General features: G+C 71.3%; 17 protein-coding genes and 2 tRNA genes. 5 read left to right on the forward strand and 14 right to left on the reverse strand.

The annotated features are described in order from the left end of the window. The first annotated feature begins 253 nt into the window (after positions 1-253). Genes H566_RS0116395 through ampD form a run of 4 tightly spaced genes read left to right on the forward strand, consistent with a single transcriptional unit; the run spans position 254 to position 5,080 of the window. Positions 254-1,183, forward strand: coding sequence for a DUF808 domain-containing protein (locus H566_RS0116395; RefSeq protein ID WP_028312277.1), 930 nt, complete (start codon positions 254-256; stop codon positions 1,181-1,183). A 27-nt stretch (positions 1,184-1,210) separates the two neighbouring features. Continuing rightward, on the forward strand, positions 1,211-2,860 hold the full coding sequence (locus tag H566_RS25840) for a sensor histidine kinase (RefSeq protein WP_156924470.1): 1,650 nt from the start codon (positions 1,211-1,213) through the stop codon (positions 2,858-2,860). Beyond that, entirely contained in the window at positions 2,857-4,485 is a 1,629-nt protein-coding gene (locus H566_RS0116405) for a sigma-54-dependent transcriptional regulator (RefSeq protein ID WP_028312278.1), read from the forward strand. The genes H566_RS25840 and H566_RS0116405 overlap by 4 nt, the downstream gene beginning before the upstream one ends. A gap of 1 nt (position 4,486) precedes the next feature. Then, complete coding sequence (gene ampD, locus H566_RS0116410) at positions 4,487-5,080, forward strand: 1,6-anhydro-N-acetylmuramyl-L-alanine amidase AmpD (protein WP_028312279.1); 594 nt, start codon at positions 4,487-4,489, stop codon at positions 5,078-5,080. 98 nt (positions 5,081-5,178) lie between these two features. On the opposite strand, the gene prfA is transcribed toward ampD, so the two are convergent. The 14 genes from prfA to H566_RS25850 form a co-directional block, all read right to left on the reverse strand. Next, entirely contained in the window at positions 5,179-6,255 is a 1,077-nt protein-coding gene (prfA, locus tag H566_RS0116415; protein WP_028312280.1) for a peptide chain release factor 1, read from the reverse strand. A gap of 12 nt (positions 6,256-6,267) precedes the next feature. Continuing rightward, positions 6,268-7,557: a glutamyl-tRNA reductase gene (hemA, locus tag H566_RS0116420; protein ID WP_211238112.1), complete on the reverse strand. Its 1,290-nt coding sequence runs from the start codon at positions 7,555-7,557 to the stop codon at positions 6,268-6,270. A 103-nt stretch (positions 7,558-7,660) separates the two neighbouring features. Beyond that, positions 7,661-7,736, reverse strand: a tRNA-Lys gene (locus H566_RS0116425). Between the two features lie 122 nt (positions 7,737-7,858). Next, a tRNA-Lys gene (locus H566_RS0116430) sits at positions 7,859-7,934 on the reverse strand. A gap of 97 nt (positions 7,935-8,031) precedes the next feature. Continuing rightward, complete coding sequence (queC, locus tag H566_RS0116435) at positions 8,032-8,739, reverse strand: 7-cyano-7-deazaguanine synthase QueC (protein ID WP_034412006.1); 708 nt, start codon at positions 8,737-8,739, stop codon at positions 8,032-8,034. A 5-nt stretch (positions 8,740-8,744) separates the two neighbouring features. Further along, positions 8,745-9,509, reverse strand: coding sequence for a tol-pal system protein YbgF (ybgF, locus tag H566_RS0116440; RefSeq protein ID WP_028312283.1), 765 nt, complete (start codon positions 9,507-9,509; stop codon positions 8,745-8,747). A gap of 87 nt (positions 9,510-9,596) precedes the next feature. Further along, positions 9,597-10,115: a peptidoglycan-associated lipoprotein Pal gene (gene pal, locus H566_RS0116445; protein WP_034412058.1), complete on the reverse strand. Its 519-nt coding sequence runs from the start codon at positions 10,113-10,115 to the stop codon at positions 9,597-9,599. 114 nt (positions 10,116-10,229) lie between these two features. After that, on the reverse strand, positions 10,230-11,525 hold the full coding sequence (gene tolB, locus H566_RS0116450) for a Tol-Pal system beta propeller repeat protein TolB (protein ID WP_028312285.1): 1,296 nt from the start codon (positions 11,523-11,525) through the stop codon (positions 10,230-10,232). Between the two features lie 7 nt (positions 11,526-11,532). Then, on the reverse strand, positions 11,533-12,732 hold the full coding sequence (gene tolA / locus H566_RS25845) for a cell envelope integrity protein TolA (protein ID WP_245591390.1): 1,200 nt from the start codon (positions 12,730-12,732) through the stop codon (positions 11,533-11,535). Between the two features lie 13 nt (positions 12,733-12,745). Then, positions 12,746-13,183 carry a protein TolR gene (gene tolR / locus H566_RS0116460; protein ID WP_028312286.1) on the reverse strand — a complete coding sequence of 146 codons (438 nt, stop codon included), beginning with the start codon at positions 13,181-13,183 and terminating at the stop codon, positions 12,746-12,748. 11 nt (positions 13,184-13,194) lie between these two features. Continuing rightward, positions 13,195-13,869: a protein TolQ gene (tolQ, locus tag H566_RS0116465; protein WP_028312287.1), complete on the reverse strand. Its 675-nt coding sequence runs from the start codon at positions 13,867-13,869 to the stop codon at positions 13,195-13,197. Positions 13,870-13,905: 36 nt separating this feature from the next. After that, the gene (ybgC, locus tag H566_RS0116470) at positions 13,906-14,310 is read right to left on the reverse strand and encodes a tol-pal system-associated acyl-CoA thioesterase (protein WP_028312288.1); all 405 of its coding nucleotides are present in this window, start codon (positions 14,308-14,310) and stop codon (positions 13,906-13,908) included. A gap of 100 nt (positions 14,311-14,410) precedes the next feature. Beyond that, complete coding sequence (gene ruvB / locus H566_RS0116475) at positions 14,411-15,490, reverse strand: Holliday junction branch migration DNA helicase RuvB (RefSeq protein WP_034412008.1); 1,080 nt, start codon at positions 15,488-15,490, stop codon at positions 14,411-14,413. A gap of 36 nt (positions 15,491-15,526) precedes the next feature. After that, positions 15,527-17,734, reverse strand: a complete 2,208-nt coding sequence (locus H566_RS25850) for a M3 family metallopeptidase (RefSeq protein ID WP_051378882.1) — start codon at positions 17,732-17,734, stop codon at positions 15,527-15,529. Between the two features lie 228 nt (positions 17,735-17,962). Here H566_RS25850 and H566_RS27655 point away from each other — a divergent pair, with 228 nt between their 5' ends. Then, positions 17,963-20,254 (forward strand): prolyl oligopeptidase family serine peptidase, encoded by a 2,292-nt coding sequence (locus tag H566_RS27655; protein WP_084545206.1) that lies wholly within the window; start codon positions 17,963-17,965, stop codon positions 20,252-20,254. Positions 20,255-21,069: the final 815 nt, after the last annotated feature.

Below are 21,069 nucleotides of genomic sequence, written 5' to 3' on the forward strand. Positions count from 1 at the left end.
GGTGTTGTTCGATGCGCGCAAGCTTGGCCAGGCGGCCGCGCGCCGCGCAGGTGACAGGCGGTTACGCGCAGGTATCACTTGCTCCGCCGTCGACGGCGCGGCCGGCGGATGGCGTCCGGCATCGCGCCTGCGGGGATGCGCGCCGGCGGCATCCGGCCGCGAAGCGATCGCCTTGTCCCGACGCGGCGCGCGGTCGGGCCGGATGTGAGAGATTCCGCGCCAGTCTTTCAACCGCCCACCGGAGCCTTCGCGCATGGCCGCCTCCAGCCTGTTAGCCCTCATCGATGACATCGCGACCGTGCTCGACGATGTCGCGCTGCTGACCAAGGTCGCGGCCAAGAAGACCGCCGGCGTGCTCGGCGACGACCTCGCGCTCAACGCCCAGCAGGTCACGGGCGTGAGCGCCGACCGCGAGCTGCCCGTGGTGTGGGCGGTGGGGCTGGGCTCGTTGCGCAACAAGGCCATCCTGGTGCCGGCGGCGCTGCTCATCAGCGCGGTCGCGCCTTGGGCTGTGACGCCGCTGCTCATGGTGGGCGGCGCCTTCCTGTGCTTCGAGGGCTTCGAGAAGCTGGCGCACAAGTTCCTGCACCCCGGCGCCGACGAAGCCGCCGAGCGCGAGGAACTCGCGCGCGCCGTGGCCGACCCGAACCTCGACCTCGTGGCTTACGAGAAGGACAAGATCAAGGGCGCGATCCGCACCGACTTCATCCTCTCGGCCGAGATCATCGCGATCACGCTCGGCGCGGTGGCCGACGCCTCCCTCATGACGCGGGTGCTGGTGCTGGTCGGCATCGCGCTGGTGATGACGGTGGGCGTGTACGGCTTCGTCGCCGCGATCGTGAAGATCGACGACGCCGGCCTGTGGCTCGCGCGGCGCGGCGGCGCGGGCGCGGCGCTGGGCCGGCTGATGCTCGCGGGCGCGCCCTGGCTCATGAAGGGGCTGTCGGCGGCGGGCATGGTGGCGATGTTCCTCGTCGGCGGTGGCATCCTCGCCCACGGTTTCCCGGCCGCGCATCACCTTGAAGAGGTGCTGGCCGAGGGCGTGCGCCACTGGCCGGCGGGCCAGCTGTTCTCGGGCCTCGCGCCGATGGCCTTCAACGGGCTGGTGGGCGTGGTGGCCGGCGCGCTGGTGCTGGCCGGCGTGACGCTGGTGGGCAGGCTGCGCGGCAAGCCCGCGCACTGAGCGGGAATGTCGCAGGTGTCGGTCCCGTTGTCTGCCGCACCCTTCGGCAGCGACAACCCCGAGCAGCTCGCGCTCAAGCGCGCCCGCATGGCCTGCGTGGTGCGCTGCGTGCTCGCCTTCGGGCTGACGGCGCTGGCCTCGGCCCAGCGGCTGGAGGTGGCGACCCGGCCGACCGGCGTGTCGGCGCTGATCGGCTACTGCCTGTTCTCGCTGGCGGCGCTCAACGTGGTGTATCTGCGCCCGGGCACGGCGCGGCTCCAGACCCGCGTCGGCGTCGTGGCCGACCTGGTGGCGATGGTGCTGCTGCAATCGGTATCGGGCGGGGTGCGCGGCGGGCTGGTGGCGCTGTTCTTCGCGCCGCTGGTGACGTCGTCGCTGCTGCTGGAGCGCTCGTTCGCGCTGCTGATCGCGGCGGTGGCGAGCATCGCGATCGTGGGCGACACGGTGGTGCGCGACCTGCTCTCGCTGGGTGAGGTGGCGTATTTCGAGTCGGGTCTGCTGGGCGCGACGATGTTCGTCGTGGCGCTGGTGCTCACCCAGCTGGCCCAGCGCGTGCGCTCGCAGGAATCGCTGGTGGCGGCCACGGCGGCCGAGCTGAACGCGCAGTTCCGCGTCAACGCCACCGTGATCGAGGCGATGTCGCAGGGCGTGCTCATCATCGGCCGCGACGCGCACATCCAGCTGTCCAATCCGGCGGCGCGCCGGCTGCTCGGCCGCGAGCTGGCGGCGCTCGAAGGCCGCACCGCCATGAGCAACGGCGGCCACTGGTGGGAGCTGGCGACGCTGCTCCAGACCTGGGTGCGCAACCAGGCGCGCGGCCTGCCGCCGGCGGTGATGCTCACGCTGCCGCCCGACGACGAGGCGCCGGGCGCCGGCCCGCGCAAGCTGAGGCTGAGGCCCGTGGGCCTGGGCGGCGCGATCGGCACGGGCGACGCGCCGCTCGTCATATACATCGAGGATCTGGCCGAGACCGAAACCCAGGCCAGCCAACTCAAGCTCGCCTCGATGGGGCGGCTGACGGCCAGCATCGCGCACGAGATCCGCAATCCGCTCGCTGCCATCGCGCATGCCAACGCGCTGCTGCGCGAGAGCGCCGACCCGATCGACGCGCGCCTGCACGACATCGTGGGCGACAACGCGCGCCGCATCGACCGCATCGTCGAGGACATCCTGTCGGTGTCGCAGAGCACGCGCATCGAGCCCGAGACGCTGCGCCTGCGCGACGCGATCGACACCGCCGTGGCCGAGCTGCTGCCCGGCGGCCCCGAGGCGCGGGCGCGCGTGAGCATCGACGTGCCGGCCGACGCCACGCTGCGCTTCGACCGCATGCACTTCGGCCGCATCGTCGGCAACCTGCTCGCCAACGCGCTGCGCCATGCGAGCGCGACGCCGGGCGCGATCGCGGTGCAGCTGCGTCTGGGCGCCGGCGGCGGCTCGGTGCTGCTCGTGGCCGACGATGGCGAAGGCGTCGCACCCGAACATCTGCGCAAGCTGTTCGAACCCTTCTTCACCACGCACCGCAAGGGCACGGGCCTCGGACTCTATCTGTCGCGCGAACTGGCCAGCGCCAACGGCGCGACACTGGTGCTGCAATCGCCGGGCGGCGGCCAGGGCCGCCATCGCGGCGCCTGCTTCGCGCTGCGCCTGCCCGCCGCGCTCGCACAGGAAGCCTCATGACCAGCAAGACTTGGCAGCCGCAGCGCGTGCTCGTCGTCGATGACGAGCCTGACCTGCTCGAACTGCTCGAACTCACGCTCATCAAGATGGGCCTCGACGTCGATTCGGCGCCCACGCTCGCGCGCGCCCGCGACCTGCTCGCGCGCCACGCCTACGCGCTCTGCCTGACCGACATGCGCCTGCCCGACGGCGACGGCATCGACCTCGTGCGCGAGGTGGCCGAGCGCCTGCCGGCGCTGCCGATCGCGGTGCTCACGGCCTTCGGCAGCGCCGAGAGCGCCGTGGCCGCGCTCAAGGCCGGCGCCTTCGACTATCTGACCAAGCCGGTCGCGCTCGACCAGCTGCGCACCACCGTCGCCTCGGCGCTGCGCTCGCCAGACGAGAGCGCGCCGGCCGCGAGCGCCAGCACCGGCGGCGACGTGGGCCGCTGGCTCATCGGCCGCTCGCCCGCGATGGCGCGGCTGCGCGAACTCGCGCGCCGGCTCGCGCTGAGCATGGCGCCGGTCGCCATCCACGGCGAATCGGGCTCGGGCAAGGAAGTGGTGGCGCGCGCCATCCACGAATGCAGCGCGCGCGCCGCCAAGCCCTTCGTGGCCGTCAACTGCGGCGCGATTCCCGAAACGCTCATGGAGGCCGAGTTCTTCGGCTACCGCAAGGGCGCCTTCACCGGCGCCGACGGCGACCGCGAAGGCTTCTTCCAGGCCGCGCGCGGCGGCACGCTGCTGCTCGACGAGGTGGGCGAGCTGCCGCTGTCGATGCAGGTGAAGCTGCTGCGCGCGATCCAGGAACGGCGCATCCGGCGTCTGGGCGGCAACGGCGAGGAGCCGGTGGACGTGCGCATCATCAGCGCCACCCACCGCGACCTGCCGGCGCGCGTGGCCGAAGGGCTGTTCCGCTCCGACCTGTTCTACCGCCTGAATGTGCTGGAGCTGAAGGTGCCGCCGCTGCGAGAGCGCCGCGAAGACCTCGACGATCTCGTCGCCACCCTCCTCGACCGCCTGGCCGAGCGCGAGCGCATGGCGCCCAAACGCCTGACGCCGGCCGCGATGGCGACGCTGCGCGCCTACGACTTCCCGGGCAACGTGCGCGAGCTGGAGAACATCCTCGAACGCGCGAGTGCGCTGAGCCTCGGCACCGAGATCGATTCGCTCGACATGGCGATGCCGGCGCGCATGGCCGGCGCGGACGGCACCGAGCGGCGCGAGCCGCCGTCGGCGCAGCCGCAGTGGGCGTCGCCGTCAGCGCCACGTGCGCCGGCCGCCGCGCCACCCGCATCGGCGGTGTCGCTCGCTCGTGACGACTGGCCGACGATCCGGCTGCCCTCCATGCCCGGTCCCGACGGCGACGACGGCCCCGAGGACGACCGCACGCCACCCGTGCGCGCCGACTTCGCCGACGGCCTCGCGGGCGCGGACGGGCCGGCCGGCGTCTTCGCCGAGTCCGGCTCGGCCGCCGGCCGCGTGAGCTTTCCGCTCTCGCTGCCCGAGCATCTGGAGCGCATCGAGCGCGACATCATCCGGCAGGCGCTGGAGGAGACGCGCCACAACCGCACCGCCGCCGCGCGCCTGCTCGGCCTCACCTTCCGCCAGCTGCGCTACCGCATGCAGCAGCTCGACATCGGCTGAGATGACGCATTTCCACATCGACGCCGACGGCCGCTGCGCACCCGCGCGCCAGCTCGCCTCGCCGCATCACGACATGCGGCCCGAGGGCATGCGGGTCGAGCTGATCGTGCTGCACAACATCAGCCTGCCGCCGGGGCGCTTCGGCGGCGAGGAGATCTGCGATTTCTTCCTCGGCCGGCTCGATCCGCGCGGGGATGCCTTCCTGGAATCGATCCGGCACATGCGGGTGTCCGCGCACTTCCTGCTGCGGCGCGACGGCGCGGTCGTGCAGTTCGTGCCGACGGGGCTGCGCGCCTGGCATGCGGGCCTGTCGCAATGGCGCGGGCGCGAGCGCTGCAACGACTTTTCCATCGGCATCGAGATCGAGGGCACCGACGATCTGCCGTATGACGAGCGCCAGTACGCGGCGCTCGGGCCGCTGCTGCAAGCGCTTGCGGCGGCGCATCCGGCGGTGAACGGCGTGGCTGGGCACGAGCACGTTGCGCCGGTGCGCAAGACCGATCCGGGGCCGGCGTTCGACTGGGTGCGGGTGCTGAAGGAGTCAGGTCTGCCGCGTGCGTGGTTCGACGCGGTGCCGGCGGAGCGGCTGGGCTGAACGGCGGGTGATGCCAGCGCGGCGTGGGGTGTTGCGTGGCGAGTGCGGTCAGGCGATGCCGGCCGCGGGCGTCCGGGCGGCGATCAGGCGCGCGGCCGTCAGTCCTGCCCGAGCGCCGCGAGCTGCTCGGCCTGGTGCTCGGCGCGCAGTGCGGCCGTCACCTCGTCCAGCTCGCCTTCCATGATCCCGTCGAGCCGGTAGAGCGTGAGGTTGATGCGGTGGTCGGTGAGCCGGCCCTGCGGGAAGTTGTAGGTGCGGATGCGCTCGCTGCGGTCGCCGCTGCCGACGAGGCTCTTGCGCGTCGCGGCCTCGCGGCCCTGCTGCTCGCGCACGCGCAGGTCGCGCAGGCGCGAGGCGAGCACCTTCATCGCCTTGTCCTTGTTGCGGTGCTGCGAGCGGTCGTCCTGGCATTCGGCCACCAGCCCGGTCGGCAGGTGGGTGATGCGCACCGCCGATTCGGTCTTGTTGATGTGCTGGCCGCCGGCGCCGCTGGCGCGGAACACGTCGATGCGCAGCTCGTCGGGCGAAATCTGCACGTCCACCTCGTCGGCCTCGGGCAGCACGGCCACGGTGCAGGCTGAGGTGTGGATGCGGCCCTGCGCCTCGGTGGCCGGCACGCGCTGCACGCGGTGGGCGCCGCTCTCGAACTTGAGATGGCTGTAGGCGCCGTCGCCCTCGATGCGCACGATGACTTCGCGGTAGCCGCCGAGTTCCGATTGCGAGGCGGACAGGATTTCGGTGCGCCAGCCGAGGCGCTCGGCGTAGCGCAGATACATGCGCAGCAGATCGCCGGCGAACAGGGCGGATTCGTCGCCGCCGGTGCCGGCGCGGATTTCGAGCAGGACGGGGCGGTCGTCGTTGGGGTCGCGCGGCAGCAAGAGGGTTTGCAGCTCGCGCTCGGTCGCGTCGATGCGCTCGCGCGCGGCCTCGACCTCGGCGGCGGCGAAGTCGCGCAGCTCGGGGTCACGCAGCATCTCGTCGGCGGCGGCGAGGTCGGCGACGGCGGTCTTCCAGTCGCGGTAGCGCGCGACGACGGTGCCGAGGTCGGCGTTCTCGCGCGTGAGCTTGCGGTACTCGGTCATGTCGTTGACGACCGCCGGGTCCTGCAAGGCAAGTTCGATTTCGCTCAGGCGGACGCAGAGCTGGTCCAGCCTGGCCTGCATGGAGGCCTTCATGGCGCGCCTTTGCTAGCGCCGGCGGCCGCGTGGCTGCGCGTCGAGCGGAAAGAGTTGCGGGACGGCGTCGAGCAGGCGCTCGCGTGGCTCGCCCGTGGCCTCGTTGAGCGCGGCGAGCGGGCGGTGCATGAACTTGCTGGTGAGCCGGCGCGCGAGCTGCTCCATCACGTCGTCGGGCGAATGGCCGGCGGCGATCAGGCGGCGGGCGCGCGCGAGTTCGTCGTCGCGCAGCGCCTCGCCGGCCTCGCGCACCTGGTTGATGACGGGCACGTTGCCGCGTCGCTCCAGCCAGGCCATGAAGCCCTGCACGCGCGTCTCGATGATGGCTTCGGCCTGCGTGACGGCGAGCTGGCGCTGGTTCATGCCTTCCCGCACCGCCTCGCCGAGGTCATCGACCGTGTAGAGATAGACGTCGGGCATGCGCGCGACTTCGGGCTCGATGTCGCGCGGCACGGCCAGATCGACCATGAAGACGGGCTTGTGGCGGCGCGCCTTGAGCGCGCGCTCCATGAGGCCGAGGCCGATGATCGGCAGCGTCGAGGCCGTGCACGAGACGACGATGTCGAATTCGGCGATGCGCTGGGGCAGGTCGCTCAGGCGCATCGCGCTCGCGCCGAACTTCTCGGCCAGCGCATGGCCGCGTTCAAGCGTGCGGTTGGCGATGACGATGTTGCGCGGATGCTGGGCCGCGAAGTGCGTCGCCGTGAGGTCGATCATCTCGCCCGCGCCGACGAAGAGCACGTTCAGCTCGTCGAGCCGAGGCCAGATGCGCTGCGCGAGCCGCACGGCGGCGGCGGCCATGCTGATGGAATGCGCGCCGATCTCGGTATGCGTGCGGACTTCCTTCGCCACCGCGAAGGTGCGTTGGAACAGCTGGCCGAGCATCGAGCCGAGCGATCCGCTGGCTTCGGCGGCGCGCGCCGCCTGCTTCATCTGGCCGAGGATCTGCGGCTCGCCGAGCACCATCGAATCGAGCCCGCTCGCGACGCGGAAGGCGTGGCGCACGGCCTGTTCCTGCGGCAGCGTGTAGAGATGGCTCTGGAGCGAGTGCTGATCGAGCTGATGCCAGTCGGCCAGCCAGCCGCCGATGCGCGCGACATCCATGTCGCACTGCGACGCGCAATACAGCTCGGTGCGATTGCAGGTCGAGACGATCGCGACTTCAGGCGCGGGACGCGAGAAGGCCGAACGAAGCGCGGAAAGGGCGGAACCGAGGGTCTCGGGCGAGAAACTGACACGTTCGCGGATGGCGACCGGAGCAGTGTTGTGATTGAGCCCGAGGGCGAGTATCGACATGGCCAGTCAATCGAGCGAAGGCTTGCGCACAACGCCAGATTCTATTGCGACACCAATCGCAAACTGAACCAGGCTTTGGGACCCGCGCGAAAACGGCGGAAGGGGAATTTGGTGGGCCCTGAGTGACTCGAACACTCGACCAACGGATTAAGAGTCCGCTGCTCTACCAACTGAGCTAAGAGCCCCCAATTGCCTGCAAGCTGCACTACTGCTTGCTTGGCAAGCCTGCCGTGAAGCAGGAAAGACTGCGAGTATAACGACTGTTTCGACTCTTGCAAGTGCTGCGTTGCAAATTTGTCATTACTGCTGGTGGGTCGTGCGTGACTCGAACACGCGACCAACGGATTAAAAGTCCGCTGCTCTACCGACTGAGCTAACGACCCACAGCCCCGCTACTTCTGCCAAAGCGCGGTCGAACCGCGCAAGACAGCCGAAAATTATAGCCAGCCGAGCTTTGAATGGTCAAAACCGCTGGCTAGTTCAGGCATCGCGATAGCGCGTCGGGTCGATCGTGCCCGCGTCGAGAAAGCCCTGGCGGCGCAGGCGGCAGGCATCGCACTTGCCGCAGGCACGGCCCTCGGCATCGGCCTGGTAGCACGACACCGTCATGCCGAAATTGACGCCCAGTTCCATGCCGCGCTTCACGATGTCGGCCTTGGACAGGTCGATGATCGGCGCATGAATCTTCATGCTCTGGCCTTCGACGCCGGCCTTTGTCGCGAGGTTGGCGAGCGTCGTGTAGGCGTTGACATAGGCCGGTCGGCAATCCGGATAGCCCGAGTAATCGACGGCGTTCGCGCCGAAGAAGATGTCCGTCGCGCCGATCACCTCGGCCCAGCCCAGCGCGATCGACAGCATGATCGTGTTGCGCGCCGGCACGTAGGTGACGGGGATGGTGCCGGCGGCAGCGGGCGAAGTCGGCACCTCGATGCCGGTATCGGTCAGCGCCGAGCCGTGCGGGCCGTGGAAAAGATGCGACAGGTCGAGGCTCACGACTTCATGGCGCACGGCGCCGAGTGCCACCGCGACCTTGCGCGCGGCATCGAGTTCGGCGCTGTGGCGCTGGCCGTAGTGCATCGACAGCGCATGGCAGTCGAAGCCCTGCTCGCGCGCGATCGCGAGCACGGTGGCGGAATCCATGCCGCCCGACAGCAGCACGACGGCGGGGCGCTTCTGGGTTTCGCTCATGTCGTTCAGGGCTTGAGGGTGGCGAGCCGGTCCTTCGCGCTCGCGGCGGCGGGCGAGTCCGGGTACTTGATGGTGATCGCCATGAAGGTCGTGCGCGCGTTCTTCTTGTCGGCCAGCTCGACCTGCGAGTTGCCGATGTTGAGCAGCGCATCGGGCACGCGCGGGCTGTCGGGGAAGGCCTTGATGAAGGTGCGATGCGTGTCGATCGCCTTGGCGAAGTCGCGCGTGGCGAACTGCGCGTTGCCGAGCCAGAAGGTGGCGAGGCCGGTGTAGGGGCTGTCGGGATAGCGGCTCAGGAAGCCGCTGAAGCCGTCGGCGGCGCGCGGGAACTGGCTCTGGCGGAAGGCTTCGAACGCGGCGTTGTAGGCCTTGATCTGCTCCTGGTCCACCGAGAACTGCTGGCCGTCGATCGTGACCTGCTGCGGCTCGGTGCGCTTCAGGCGCGAGTCGATGTCGGCGTAGAAGTCGCGCTGCTTGCGCTGCTGGTCGGCGACATCGCGTTGCAGGGTCTCGATCACGCCGCGCAGGCGCGCGATTTCCTGATTGAGGCCATCGATCTGCTGGGCGCTGTCGAACTGGAGCTTGGTGAGCCGCTTTTCGAGCGCGTCGGCGCGGTCGCGGTCGGTGTCACCGGTGGATTTGATCTGCGAGCGCAGATCGAGGATGGCGCGGCGGGCTTCGTCGTCGTCGAAGAGGCCGGCATGGGCGGGGGAGAGGGCGGCCAGGCTCAGGCTGAGCATGGCCACGGCGGGCAGGACTTTACGGATCATGAGGAGCTGGGCCGCTGACGCTGGGACCGGGCGATTCTACGTCCGGCCCCCTCGCGCGCGGCCCTCACTCCCCGCCGCTACTGCTGCTTACTGGTAGCGCAGGTCGGCGCGACGGTTTTCGGCCCACGAGGCTTCGTCATGGCCGGTCGCCTTCGGCTTTTCCTTGCCGAAGCTGACGGCTTCGAGCTGGCCGTCGGCGGCGCCGACGAGCGTGAGCGCCTTGCGGACGGCTTCGGCGCGCTTCTGGCCGAGGGCCAGGTTGTATTCACGCGTGCCGCGCTCGTCGCAGTTGCCTTCGATCGAGACCTTGCGATCGGCACGCGAGGCGAGGTACTTGCCGTGCGCGTCGACCGTGCCCTGGTAGTCGGCCTTGACGGCGTAGCTGTCGAAGTCGAAGTAGACGCTGCGCTTGGCCAGCGGGCTTTGCGGGTCGTTCAACGGATCGACGGCGACGGGCGCGACGGCGCGCGGGTCGGTCTTGGCGCCGGCGGCAGGCGCCGGGGCCGGCGCGGCGGTGTCGATCGCGGCGGGCTTGGTTTCGACGGGGACCTTGCTCGAGCAGGCGGCCAGGGCGGCCAGGGCAATCAGGGTCAGGGCGGTGCGCATCTTCACGGAATTCTCCTTGTGCAGCTTGGGCGGATGAGTGGGTACTGCAGGTAAACGGCGCATCGCGGATGCGGTGCGCGGGGGCGGGCATCACCTCGCGGCAATGCCACGGATTCAGTTCATGAACGGACCCCAGGTCGGCTCACGGACGTCGCCACTGACGACGGAAAGGCGCGAGCGTACCCGACCGTCGGTCGAGACCATGCCGAGTGCGTCGCGTCCGCCCGCCGTCGTGGCGTAAAGCAGATAGCGGCCGTTCGGCGCAAAACTTGGGCTTTCATCCATGTTGCCGTCAGTGAGCAACAGCTCATCGTTGGTGGCGAGGTCCATCACGGCGATGCGGAAGCGGCCCTCGCGGCGCGCGACGTAGGACATGAGCTTGCCGTCGCCCGACAGGCGCGGGCTCGTGTGGTAGTCGCCCTTGAACGTGAGGCGCTGGGCGTCGCCACCGTTGGCGGGCATGCGGTAGATCTGCGGGCCGCCGCTGCGGTCGCTGGTGAAGTAGATCCAAGCGCCGTCCGGCGAGAAGGTGGCCTCGGTGTCGATCGCGTTCGAGCTGGTGATGCGGCGCGGCGCGCTGCCGCCGCTCGCGCTCAGCAGATAGATCTGGCTCATGCCGTTGAGCGTGAGCGTCACGGCAATGCTGCGGCCGTCGGGCGACCAGGCGGGCGCCGAGTTGCTGCCGCGGAATTCGGCCACGACGCGACGCTGGCCCGTGGGCAGCGAATGCGCATAGACGATCGGCTTGCGCTTCTCGAACGAGACGTAGGCGAGCTGGGTGCCGTCCGGACTCCACGACGGGCTGATGATCGGCTCGGGCGAGGTGAGCGCGGGCAGGGCGTTCTCGCCGTCGCTGTCCGCGATCTGGAGCTGGTACTGGTTGCCGCGCTTGAGCACGTAGGCGATGCGCGTCGCGAAGATGCCCTTGTCGCCGGTGAGCTTCTCGTAGATCAGGTCGGCAATCTTGTGCGCGGCGAGCCGGATCTGGCCGGCGCCCGGAGTGAACGAGGTGCCAATGACCGATTGCTGGCGCGCCACGTCATGCAGCCGGAAACGCACGTCGAAGCGGCCGTCGGCCAGCCGCGTCACGCTGCCGACCGCGAGCGCGTCGGCGCCGCGCCCGCGCCAGTCGGCGTAGTTGATGCTGCTGTTCTCGTCGAGCATCTGGCTGCCGCCATCGACGATGCGGAACAGGCCGCAGCGCACGAGGTCAGCGCGCACGACCTCGGTGATCGCAGGCAGGTTCTGCGCGGCCAGCGCCGGCTCGTTCGAGAACGCGGCGATGGCCACCGGGATCTGCCGGGCGCCGACGCCGGTCACGTCGATCTTGAGCTGGGCACCGGCCGGGCCGGCGCCGATGAGGGCAGCGCTCGCGCCGGCGGCGGCGAGGAAGTCGCGTCGTTGGGTCATGTCGGGATCAACGGTCCTTGGGCCGGTGGGAGACATCGAATTCGCGCGGCGGGCGGCCGCTGGCGTCGGGCGGGAAGGGCGCGCTCTTGCGGATCGCGCGCTCGACCGCCTCGTCGAAGCCGGGCACGCCCGACGACTGCTTCTTGCTGATGTCCATCACGTCGCCGGTCGGGTCGAGGGTGACGTGATAGACGACGGCCGGATTGCCCGAAAGCGACTCGGGCACGTCGAAAACCGTGTTGCCGCGAATCTTCTGCGCGACGCGGGCGCCGTAGCCGCCATCGCCGCGCGGGCCGGCGTTGCGGTCGTTGGGGCCGGAGCCGGACGCGCCGTTGCCCGTGCCGGTCGCGCCGGCGACGCCGGTCGGGCTGCCGCCGCCCGCAAGCGCGGCCATGCGGGCGAGGCCTTCCTTGTAGCGCTTGTCGGCGGCGGCCTGGTCGGCGGCCTTCGCGGCGGCGTCGGCCTTGGCCTTGGCGTCGGCAGCGGCCTTGGCTTTCGCGTCCGCGTCGGCCTTGGCCTTCGCATCGGCGGCGGCATCGGCCTTCGCCTTGGCATCCGCGTCGGCCTTCGCCTTGGCGTCGGCGGCAGCCTTCGCGGCCGCATCCGCCCTGGCCTTGGCATCGGCGGCGGCCTTGGCCTTCGCGGCGTCGTCGGCCTTCTGGCGTTCGAGCGCGGCCTTCTGCTGGTCGGCCTTGAGCTGCTCCTGGCGCTTGCGGGCGTCGTCGAGCTTCTGCTGTTCGAGCGCCTTCTGCTGCTCGATGCGCTTGCGCTCGGCCGCCGCCGCCTCGGCTTCCTTCTGCGCCTGCTCGGCCTTGCGCTGGCGTTCGAGCGCGATGTCGGCCTGCGTGGGCTTGGCGGGCGCGACCGGTACCGGCGGCGGGGGCGGGGGCACTTCGCGCGGGAGTTCGACGGCGCGCGCGGGTGGCGCGGGCGGCGGCTCGGGTTCGGGCTGGGCCTGCTGCTCGACGGGCGGCTCGGGCTGTTCGGCCGGCTGGGCGAGTGGCTTCGCGCCGCTCACGAGCGGCTCGGTCCACAGCTCGGCCTCGACCGATTCGGGCGCCTCGGTATGCCAGGCGACGCCGATCGCCAGCAGCGCGAACAGCAGCGCATGCATGCCGACCGCAAGCGCGAACGGCTTGGTCCAGCCCGGTTCGTTGCTGCGGTCCGGGCGCCCGTGGCGGGCCGGCATCTGGAGGGTGGGAGTCACGGCGGGAAGACGGTCAGGGCTTGGGCAGCACGTTGAGCGCGACGCGCTTGACGTCGGCGCGCTGCAGGCCGCCCATCACCTGGATCACGGTGTCGTACTTGACGTTCTTGTCGCCGGAGATGACGACCGGCGTGTCGGGCCGCGCGGCCTGCACGCGCCTGGCCTCGGCGATGATGGTCTCGACATCGGCGGCGGTTTCGGGCACGCCCGGCTCGCGCAGCCGCATGTAGGTGCGGCCGTCGGCCTTGATGATCACTTCGAGCGGCGTGGCCTGCTGCTGCGGCGACGCCTTGCCCACGCTAGGCAGCTCGACCACCGACGGATTCACGAAGGGCGCCGTGACCATGAAGATCACCAGCAGCACCAGCATGACGTCGATGTAGGGGACCACGTTGATCTCGGCCTTGCTGCGGCGCCGGCGCGAGCGGGAACTGGATTGAAGGCTTGCCATGACGCGAGCGCTTATTTCTGCCGCAGAAGCACGTTGGAAAATTCGTCCACGAAATTGTCGAGACGGTTCGCGAGCCGATCGACGTCGGCGGTGAAACGGTTGTAAGCAACAAATGCCGGGATCGCCGCGAACAGGCCGATCGCCGTCGCCACCAGTGCTTCTGCGATGCCGGGCGCCACGCTCGCGAGCGTCGCCTGCTGCACGTTCGACAGGCCGACGAAGGCATGCATGATCCCCCACACCGTGCCGAACAGCCCGATGTACGGCGACACCGAACCCACGTTGGCCAGGAAGGGCAGGCCGCGTTCGAGCGCATCCAGTTCGCGCTGGAAGGCCACGCGCATCGCGCGCCGCGTGCCGTCGAGCATCGCGGCGGGGTCGGCCCCCGGCGATTGGCGCCACTTCAGGAACTCGCCCATACCGGCATCGAAGATGCGCTCCAGCGTGCCAGCCTCGGCGCGGCGCGCATGCACGCGCTGGTAGAGCTTGCCGAGGTCGCCGCCCGACCAGAACTCTTCCTCGAAGCGGTGGGTCTGGTCGCTGGTCTGCCGCAGCTGCATGAGCTTGCGGAAGATGGTCGTCCACGAGCCGAGCGACATGATCGCGAGGATGGCCATCACGGCCTGCACCAGCAGGCTCGCGTTGAGCACGAGATGGATGATCGACAGTTCGGGAGACGCGTTCATGCGCAGGCGGAGGAGGGTTGTTGTCGGTCGGCCGCGTCAGCGCGCGGTCGCGAAGATGGCCTTGAGTTCGGCCGGCAGGCGGGTCGCGCGGTTGCGCGCGAGGTCGAGGCAGGCGAGGCGCACGCGCGCTTCGAGCAGCAATTCGCCGTCACGGCGGATTTCCTGGTGCAGATCGAGTGTCGCGCCGGCAATGTCGGCCGCGCGGGTGATGATTTCGAGAACATCGTCGAGTTTGGCGGGGGCGATGTAGTCGGCTTCGACGCGCCGCACCACGAAGGCCAGTTGCTTATCGGCAATCCATTGCGCTTGGTGAATGTCGTGCGCGCGGAGGATTTCGGTGCGGGCGCGTTCGAGAAATCGCAGGTAGTTGGCGTAATAGACGATTCCGCCTGCGTCGGTGTCTTCGTAATAGACGCGGACGGCGTGCCGATAGCAGTTCATCGAAAAATTGTAACCGACCGGATTCGAGGGTTTTGGCGCTGGAGGCCCCGCGAGCCGTAAGCGGAAAGTAAATGTTTCGGCTCGCGAAACCCGGTTGCATTTAATTGTCGCTGTCCTTCCACAGCGACGGCGTCGAAGGCGCGGGCGCGCCGAGCCCGAAATGCGCATAGGCCGACGCCGTCGCGATGCGCCCGCGCGGCGTGCGCTGCAGATAGCCCTGCTGGATCAGATAGGGCTCGATCACGTCCTCGATCGTGTCGCGCTCCTCGCCGATGGCCGCCGCGAGGTTGTCGAGGCCGACCGGCCCGCCGCCGAATTTGTGCAGCACCGCTTCCAGCAGCGCGCGGTCCATGAGGTCGAAGCCGACCTGATCGACGTCGAGCATGGCGAGCGCGGCGTCGGCCATCGGCTTCGTCACCACGCCCTTGCCCTTGACCTCGGCGTAGTCGCGCACGCGGCGCAGCAGCCGGTTGGCGATGCGGGGCGTGCCGCGCGCGCGTCGCGCGATCTCGAACGCGCCCTCGGGCTCGATGCGCGTGTCGAGCAGCCCGGCCGAGCGCGTGACGATGTGGGCCAGCTCCTCGGCCGTGTAGAACTCCAGCCGCGCCACGATGCCGAAGCGGTCGCGCAGCGGATTGGTGAGCATGCCGGCGCGCGTCGTGGCGCCCACCAGCGTGAAGGGTTGCAGGTCGAGCTTGAGGCTGCGCGCCGAGGGGCCCTCGCCGATCATGATGTCGATCTGGTAGTCCTCCAGCGCGGGGTAGAGGATTTCCTCGACCACGGGCGAGAGCCGGTGGATCTCGTCGATGAACAGGACGTCGTTGGCTTCGAGGTTGGTGAGGATGGCCGCGAGATCGCCCGGGCGCTCCAGCACCGGGCCGGAGGTCTGCTTGAGGTTCACGCCCATCTCGCGCGCGACGATGTGGGCGAGCGTGGTCTTGCCGAGGCCCGGCGGGCCGAACAGCAGCACATGGTCGAGCGCCTCGGCGCGACGGCGCGCGGCCTCGATGAAGATTTCGAGCTGGCCGCGGATCTTCTGCTGGCCGACGTAGTCGTCGAGCTGTTTCGGGCGCAGCGCGCGCTCGAAGGCTTCCTCGTTGGGCGAGGCCGGGCGGCCGCTGACGATGCGCGCGGCCTCGGCCGGGGCCTGGCTGCTCAGGGCGTCTCTTTCGATGGGCATGGGGCGGCTCGGATGAAGTTCGGTGGCGCGGATGGATCAGGGGCGGGATGCGGCGGGCGCACGGCGCTCGGGCGCGGTGGCCGGCGCGGCATCGTGGACCGGCCGGTCGCCGGTCGCGGCTGCCGTGGAGGGCGTGGGCGCGGCTTCCGCGCCGGGGACGGCCGGCGCCGCCGGCACGCCCAGTTCCTCCATGAAGGCCGCGTTGCTGATCGGCCGGCCGAGGAAGCGCTCGACCATCGCCTTCGGGTCGCGCTGTCCGCCCTGGCTCAGCACCTCGTCGCGGTAGCGCCGGCCGAGCGCCGGATCGAGCATGTGCCCGCCGCGAAACACCGAGGCCATGTCGAGCGCCAGCACCTGCGACCACAGATAGCCGTAGTAGCCCGCCGCGTAACCGCCGCTCGCGATGTGCTCGAAGCCGGCCGGGAACAGCGTGTCGGGCACATGGCCGAGCGGCGTCGCGCCTTCGAGCCGGTCCCACAGCGCCTCGGCGTCCTGCGGCGCGCCCGAGTACAGCCGCATGTCGTAGCTCGCGTACAGCCACTGGCGCGCATAGCGCAGGCCCGCGCCGAAATGCCGCGCCGCCTGGAGCTTGCCGATCAGCGCGTCGGACAGCGGCGGGCAGGTCTTGCAAAGCTGGCCGAACAGCGCCAGCGACTCGCGCTGCCAGGCCCATTCCTCGGCCATCTGCGACGGCGCCTCGACGAAGTCGCGCTTCACCGCCGTGCCCGACTGGTCGAGCCAGCGCGTGCGCGACAGCGCGCCGTGCATGACGTGGCCGAACTCGTGCAGCAGCGTTTCCAGCTCGTCGTGGTCGAGGCCGTCGCGGTTGAAGTTGGTGACCAGCGCCCCGAGCGGCCGGCGGCCGAGCAGCCCCGACGCATTGCGCAGCGAGAACGCCGCCGCGTGCGCGTACTTGTCCTTGCGCGGGAACAGGTCGAGATAGACACCCGCGACGAACTCGCCCGGCTTGCCGTCGGCGTCGGCGTCGAACACGTCGAAGTAGCGCACGTCGGGATGCCAGGCCTTCACCTTGCGCTCGACGAAGCGCAGGCCGTAGAGCTGCTCGTTGATGCGCAGCGCGAAAGCGATCGCGGCCTCGGTCGGGAAGTGCTTGCGCAGCGCGTCCTGGTCGATGTCGAAGCGCTGCTTGCGCACGAGGGTGTCGTAGTAGGCCGTGTCCCAGCGCTCGATGCGCACCTCGGCGGGCGGCTTGCCCAGCTCGCGCGCCTTGGCGTCGCGCAGGGTGGCGACGTCGGCCTTCTCGCCCTCGGTCACGGCGCGCTCGACCTGGCCGAGAAAGTCGAACACGGTCTGCGGATTGCCGGTCATGCGCCGGCGCATCGCCCAGGTGGCGTAGTCGGGATCGCCGTGCAGCGCGGCGAGTTCGGTGCGCGTGGCGACGAGCTGGTCGAGCAGGGCGAGGTTGTCGGTGCCGCCCTTGCGCTGGAAGGCGAGCCAGTAGCGCCGGCGCGCGTCCTCGCGGCGCGCGAGTTCCATGAACGGGCGGTACTGCGGATAGCTCAGGTCGAGCAGGTAGTTGCCGGCCGCGTCGCGCTGCCGGGCCTTCAGGTAGGCGGGCGGCAGGCCGTCCATGTCGGCCGGCGTCATGACGACGACGGTGCGGTCTTCGCGCAGCCGTTTGCTGAACTGCTGGCCGAGGTCGCTGAGGCGGCTTTGCAGCTCGCTGGCGCGGGCGCGCCGCTCGGGCGGCAGGCTGACGCCGTTGTCGTCGAAGGCGTCGAGCAGGTCGCGCCGGTAGGCGGCGTCGATGTCGTCGGTGGCGGGCAGGTCGCGTACGCGGCGGTAGATGGCCTCGCTCTGGTACAGCTCGGTGGTGAAGGGCGTGTAGCGCAGCAGGCAGGCGTCGGCGGCGTCGCGCGTGGCCTTGCTGGTGAAGGTGTTGGCGACGAGTTCGAGCGGGCCGAAGAAGTCTTCGGTCTGGCGTGACAGCTCGTTGATCTCGGCCAGCACGCCGGCGGGTTCGGTCTTGGCCTCGATCGCGGCCTTGAGCTGGCGGGCGCGGGCGAGCTGGCGGTCGCAGCCGGCCTGGATGTCGCGCGCGGTGAAGGCGGGCAGCAGGGTGCGCGGGACGGCGGCTTCGGCGGCCTCGGCCGCGACGGGCCCGACCGCCGCGACGGCGGCGAGCAGCGCGGCCCGGGCCAGGACCGCGCCGAGGCCCGCGCGACGCGGGAGCGAAGAAGGACGCGGGCCGGACGCGAGTGACGGAGCGGGCAGTCGGGACATCGGAAATCGGGGCGTGAGGTGCTGCGCGAGGGCCGGCGCGCCGATGGCGGCGCGGGAAGCGGGCGAGTCTAAACCGCGCCCGGTGACGGGTCGGGCGGCGCGGCGTGTCCGGCGGTGTCGGCCCGGCCGCCCGCGTTGACGCACGCCGCGCGGCGCGGCTAGCTTCGTTGCGCGCGGCGCGCATCGCGCCCGGCCAGAAGGAGACAGCTTCGAGATGGGCACAGCCGCATGACGGTCCGAATGCCAGCGCGGCGGTCGCGGTCGGCGCGCTTCGCCGGCGCGGCGGCCCCGGTCCGTGCGGCCGTCGCGCCGCTGTCCGTCGCCGGGCTGCTTGCCATCGCGCTGCCCGCCGGCCCCGCGCGCGCCGAGCCGCCTTCGGAACCCGCCGCGCCGCACGCGCCCGAGCGTCCCGTCACCGACTTCTATTACGGCGACACCGTGCGCGACCCCTGGCGCTGGATGGAAAACCTCGGCGATCCGGCCGTGCGCGACTGGCTGCGCGTCGAGGGTCTGCACGCGAGCCGCGTGCTTGCCGCGATGCCGCAGCGCCAGCGACTGCGCCGCGTGCTCGACGAGGCCGAGGCGGCGCTGCCCTTCACCATCGAGGCGCCGCGCCGGCTGCCGGGCGGTGCGCTCGTCTATCTGCGCCGCGACCGGGGCGCGAACCAGTACCGGCTCGTCTTCCGCGCCGCGCCCGGCGCGCCCGAGACCGTGCTGGTCGATCCCGACGCGCTGGAGCGCCGCACCGGCCGGCCGCACGCGATCGACTGGTTTGTGCCCGCGCCCGACGGCCGCGTCGTCGCCTACGGGCTGTCGGCCGATGGCGCCGAGAACGCCGCGATGCACCTGATCGACACGCGCACGCGACGCGAACTCGGCGCGCCGGTCGCCGGCACCGCGCGCGGCGACGTGAGCTTCTCGCCCGACGGCCGCGAGCTGTGGTTCGCGCGCCTGCCGGTCGCCGGCCCCGACGCCGCGCCCACCGACCGCTATCGCGGCAGCCGGCTCTGGCGGCTCGCGGTCGGCGCGCCCGCGTCCGCCGCCCGGCTCGTGCCCTTGCCCGGCGACGAGGCGCTCGACGCGCCCGAGGTCGGGCCGCCCGCCATCCGCTTCCCGATGCTGCTGATGTCGGAGGACGGCGACGCCGTCGCGCGCATCGCCGACGGCGCGGGCGACACGCTGGAGCTGTGGCACGCCCGCCTCGACGATCTGCGCGCCGGCCGCCCGCGATGGCGCCGGCTCGCGCGGCGCGAGGACGGCGTGGTGGCCTTCGTGTTCGCGCGCGGCCGGGCCTGGGCGCTGACCGAGGCCGGCGCGCCGAGGCGGCGGCTGGTCGCGGCACCGCTCGCGCGCTTCGACGCCGCGAGCGCGCCGACGGTCGTCGCCGAGGGCGCGCGCGTGCTGCTCGGCCTCGCGGCGGCGGCCGACGGCGTGTATCTCGAAGCGCGCGAGGGGCCGGGCAAGCGGCTGTGGCGACTCGATGACGCGCTCGCCGACGGCGACGCGGACCGTCCGGCGGATGCGCTGGCCGTCGCGCTGCCGGCCGGCCGCGTCTTCTCGCTCGCCGACGCCCACGCCGACCGCCGCCTGCCCGGCCTGCTGCTCGACCTGCAAGGCTGGACCGAGCCGCGCCGCATCTTCGAGATCGGCGCCGACGGCGCGGCGCGCGACACCGGCCTCCAGCCCGCCGGCCCGGCGCCGGCCGACGTCGCGGCCGACGACTGGCTCGTGCCCGCCGCCGACGGCGCGCCGGTGCCGCTCACCGTGCTGCGCCGCCGCGACGCGCCGGCCGACGGCGGCAATCCGGCCATCGTCTGGGCTTACGGTGCCTATGGCGAGACCGAGGAGCCGATGTATTCGCCGTCGCGCCTCGCCTGGGTCGCGGCGGGCGGCGTGTTTGCCGTGGCCAATGTGCGCGGCGGCGGCTACTACGGCGCCGACTGGCGCGAGGCCGGGCAGGGCGCGGGCAAGCCCAACAGCTGGCGTGACCTCATCGCCTGCGCCGAGGCGCTGGTCGAGCGCGGCCTGACCGCGCCGGCGCGGCTCGGCGTGTGGGGCGCGAGCGCGGGCGGCATCGCGGCCGGGCGGGCCTTCACTGAGCGGCCGGGGCTGTTCGGCGCGGCGGTCGTGTCGTCGGGCCTGCTCGACATGCTGCGCGCCGAGACCGCCGCCAACGGCGTGCCCAACATCGCCGAATTCGGCAGCGTGACAACCGAGGCCGGCTACCGCGCGCTGCGCGAGATGAGTCCCTACGAGCATGTGCTGCCGGGCCAGCGCCATCCGGCCGTGCTGCTGACGGCGGGCATCAACGACCCGCGCGTCGAGCCCTGGCATGCGGCCAAGATGGCGGCGCGGCTGCGCGCGGCCGACCCGGAGCGCGACGCGGCGCCGGTGCTGCTGCGCATCGACTGGCAGGGCGGGCACGGGGGCGGGAGCACGCGGGCGCAATGGCTCGACGAGCGGGCCGATGTGCTGGGGTTCTTCGCATGGCGGCTCGGGGGGCTGCGGCTGTTGCGCTGAGCTTGTGGCGGGGTGCGGGGGCTTGTGGCGGGGTACGGGGAGGGGCGTGGGCGGGGCGACTGGAGCGCCCGCCGCCGGAGGCGGCGGGTTCCCTCGCTGCGGCGGCAGGAGGCGGCCCGGTCCGCCAACTCGCCTTGCCCCGACGGGGCAAGGCTCAGACATGCGGACCTGAGCGGCTGCGCCGCTCGCCGCCACCCGTCGCCTTCGCTCGGCGCTCCAGACGCCCCGCTCACGCCCCTCCCCGCACCCCGCCACCGTTAAGCGATCACCGCCCATTGGGCCGCTGCGCGGCCCTCGGGCTGGGGTGGAGGGCGTCACCCTGGCTTACGGCTACGGCTACGGCTACGGCTACGGCTACGGCTACGGCTACGGCTACGGCTACGGCTACGGCTACAGCGATGGCGATGGCGATGGCGATGGCGATGGCGATGGCGATGGCGTGCGCGGTCATCGCACCGGTTGTGGCAGTAGCTGCAACAACGGCCAGCACGAGCCTCGCCCCAACCCGAAAATCCAAGGCCCGAAGCCAGCAGCCAAGCCCTCGCTCAAGCCGGCTCAAAGCCATCGGGCCAGCCCCCCGAGCCAGCCCGAGGGCCGCGTAGCGGCCCAATGGGCCCAGGTAGCCGAGCGAGGGGCGGGGGTGGGGATGGGCGGGGCGGCGGGCGTCTGGAGCGCCGAGCGAACGAGGTAGACGACGGCAAGCCGCGCAGCGGCTTAGGGCTGCCTGTTTGAAGCCCGCGCAGCGGGCTGAGTTGGCAGCCCGGCCGTCGGGCTACCGAAGGCAGCGAGGGCAGCCGGCCCACCGGGCCGGCCGC

This window comes from Derxia gummosa DSM 723 (assembly GCF_000482785.1).
Lineage (GTDB): Bacteria > Pseudomonadota > Gammaproteobacteria > Burkholderiales > Burkholderiaceae_E > Derxia > Derxia gummosa.